This is a genomic window from Falsiroseomonas sp. RANM36 (assembly GCF_056682175.1).
Genome location: NZ_JBWXTD010000010.1, coordinates 50,838 through 53,438, shown reverse-complemented (window position 1 = coordinate 53,438; position 2,601 = coordinate 50,838). Strand labels below are relative to the sequence as shown.

The following is a 2,601-nucleotide window of genomic DNA, read 5'->3' as shown; positions in this document are numbered from 1 at the left end:
CCGCCGCTGCGCCTACGGCTCCGCACCGGCCAACCCGGGCGCGTCCATGCACACCAAAAGGGGGTCCCTTTTGCACGCCGATCCGGGGTCCCGTTTGTGTGCCGATTGACAGACGGCATTGCCCAGCGGCTCGGTGATGGTGCGGCGGGCGATGATGCGCGTGATGTCCTGCAGCAAGCCCTGCATGACCTTGGACAGCTTGTCGCCACGCACGATCGCGTCCTCGAAGGCCGAGGAGAACGCGAAGCCCAGCTCCCGCGCCGCCTCCCGCGTACCGTCGGTGCTGCGCCGCAGCCGGCGCTCGGCCTCCTCCAGATCCTCCAGCGCGCGCTGCGCCTCCCGCCCGATCGTCTCGTCGGGGATCGGCCGGCCGGCGCGCTCGGCGCGCTGCACCAGGTCGGCGAGCCGTTCCAGCCGGCGCTGGTAGCGTTCGTAGGCGGTCTCGTTGTCCTGGATCAGCCGTTCGCGCTCGCGCAGCAGGTCGTTGAGCTGGCGCTCGGCGTCACGCGCCTCCCGCGCGCCCTCGGTGCTGGCGCGGCGCACCGCGGCGATGCGCTGCTCCAGCCGGCGCAGCGCCTCGTCGCGCTCCTGCAGCGCCAGCGTCTCGAGGCGGGTGCGCTCGGCGGCGGTGACGGCGCCCGCGGCCTCCGCCTCGCGCAGCCGGCGGACGCGCTCCTCGTATTCGCGGTTGATCCGGAAGCGGTCGTCGAGGTCGCGGGTGAGCTCCTGGACATCCTGCGTGGCACGGCGGCGGCGGGCATCGGCCGCGGCCTGGCCGGCCCGCTCCTGCTCCTCGAGGCGGCGGTTCAGCGACTCCCGCTCGGCGGTGTCGATCTCGGCCAGGGTGGCGAAGTAGTCGCGCCGCAGCTCCTCCAGCCGCGCCCGGCTGTCGACGCCCGCCTGCTGCTCGGCAGCGCCGACCAGGCCGGGGCGGATGCTGCCGCGGCGGACCGGGGCGCGCAGGCTGTCGCGGCCGTCGCCCTCGCTCTCCAGCCGGCCGATCTGGGCAGAGAGCGCCTCGGCCTGGCGGCGCAGGCCGGCGAGGCGCTCCTCCTCGCTGCGCAGCCCGGCACCCTGGCGGACGCTGTCCACCGCGCGCGCCGCGGCGGAGAGCGCCCGGGCCAGCGCGTTGGACAGGCCGATGGCGCGGTCGAGCTGGCCGAGGAAGTTCTCGGTCGCGGCCGTCAGCTGACCGAAGGCACGGCCGAGCGAGAGCGGCGCGCGGTCAAGCTCCGCGCCGAGGCGCTCGGTCGCGCGCAGCAGGGCCGGGAACACCCGCTCGGCGGTGAGCTTGCCCTCGGAGCCGAGCTTGCGGAGCTCGCCGATGGAGACGCCGAGCTCGCGTGCCAGGCCCTCGGCGAGCAGCGGCATGGCCTCGAGGATGGAGCGGAGCTCGTCGCCCTGCAGCACGCCGGAGGCCAGCGCCTGGGCGAGCTGCAGCGTCGCCGAGGAGATCTCCTGCGTGGAGGCGCCGGAGACGATGGCGACGCGCTGCAGGCCGCCGACGAGACGCACCACCTGGTCGGAGGTGGCGCCGATCTCGCGCGCGGCGATCGAGAAGCGCTGGAAGGCGTCGACGCTCTCGGAGACGGCGACACCGGTAGATAGCGCGTTGCGGTACAGCGCCTCGTAGACCTGGCCGGCGCGCTCGACCGAGCCGGTGGCGTTCTGCAGGCGCGACAGGCCCTGGGTGAGCGCGTCGCCGGCCTGGACCAGCGCGCGGGCGGCGACCGCCACGCCGGCGATCTGGATTCCGCGCGTGGCGACATCCAGCATTTCGAGGGAGCGGGAGGCGCGCTCGGCGCCGCCCTTGATCTGGTCGAGGGAGCGCTGGCCGGTCTCGCCGACCTCGCGCAGCCCGGCCTTGACCCGGGCGGCGTCGTCCAGCGAGAGGCGAACAGAGACGCGGCGGGTGGCGTCGGCCATGTCAGGTCGTCTCCCCCTCGCGGCGGGCGGCACTGCCCTCGGCCATACCGATGCGGATGGCGCGCAGCAGTTCGGCGGCGGCCCAGCCGGTGGCGCCGAGGTCGCGGGCCGCGGCGATCGCGCCGGCGGTGTCGAGAGTCAGGCCGGCCATGGTGACCGCCGCGCATGCGGTGCCGGCGGCCCAGCAGGCGTGGCCCTGGACGCTGGTGGGCGCGTGCGCGGCGTAGGGGCACGCGTTGGCGCAGTCGCGGCCGAGGGCGGCGCAGCCGCGGCAGTATTCGGGCCCGCGGCCGAAGTGCCAGGCGGCGCGGGCCCTCAGCCGTTTCCCTCGTCTGCCACCGCGGCGACGGGCGCGGTGGCGCGGTCCCAGAAGGCGGCGGCGATGTCGTCGAGGTCCATCAGCCGCTCGACCGCCTCGGGCGACAGCGGCAGCGGCTTGCCGGCGGGGTCGCCCACGCCCTCCCAGGCGGTGACCGCGTGGCGGGCGAGCGCCTTCACCAGGAAGGCGAAGGACAGACCGCGCGACATGTCGGGGTCGAGGTCCGGATCGGCGATGCGGATCGCGGCGAGGCGGCGCGCGGCGGCGGCCGGCGCGGCCCCCCAGGCGGCGGGCGGGCCCGGGGGGGTGGCGCCGCGGGCCCGGCGCGGCCGGGCCCGCCCAAACCGCGCGGGGGG

3 protein-coding genes are annotated in these 2,601 nt (G+C 76.2%); all 3 read right to left on the bottom strand.

What is annotated here, in order from left to right; all coding sequences use genetic code 11:
* Nucleotides 1-12: 12 nt before the first annotated feature.
* On the bottom strand, nt 13-1,926 hold the full coding sequence (locus tag AC1MIR_RS26985; RefSeq protein ID WP_480031261.1) for a tape measure protein: 1,914 nt from the start codon (nt 1,924-1,926) through the stop codon (nt 13-15).
* A 1-nt stretch (nt 1,927) separates the two neighbouring features.
* Entirely contained in the window at nt 1,928-2,077 is a 150-nt protein-coding gene (locus AC1MIR_RS26980) for a hypothetical protein (RefSeq protein WP_480031260.1), read from the bottom strand.
* Between the two features lie 164 nt (nt 2,078-2,241).
* A partial coding sequence (locus AC1MIR_RS26975; protein ID WP_480031259.1) for a hypothetical protein occupies nt 2,242-2,601 on the bottom strand: 360 nt, incomplete at its 5' end.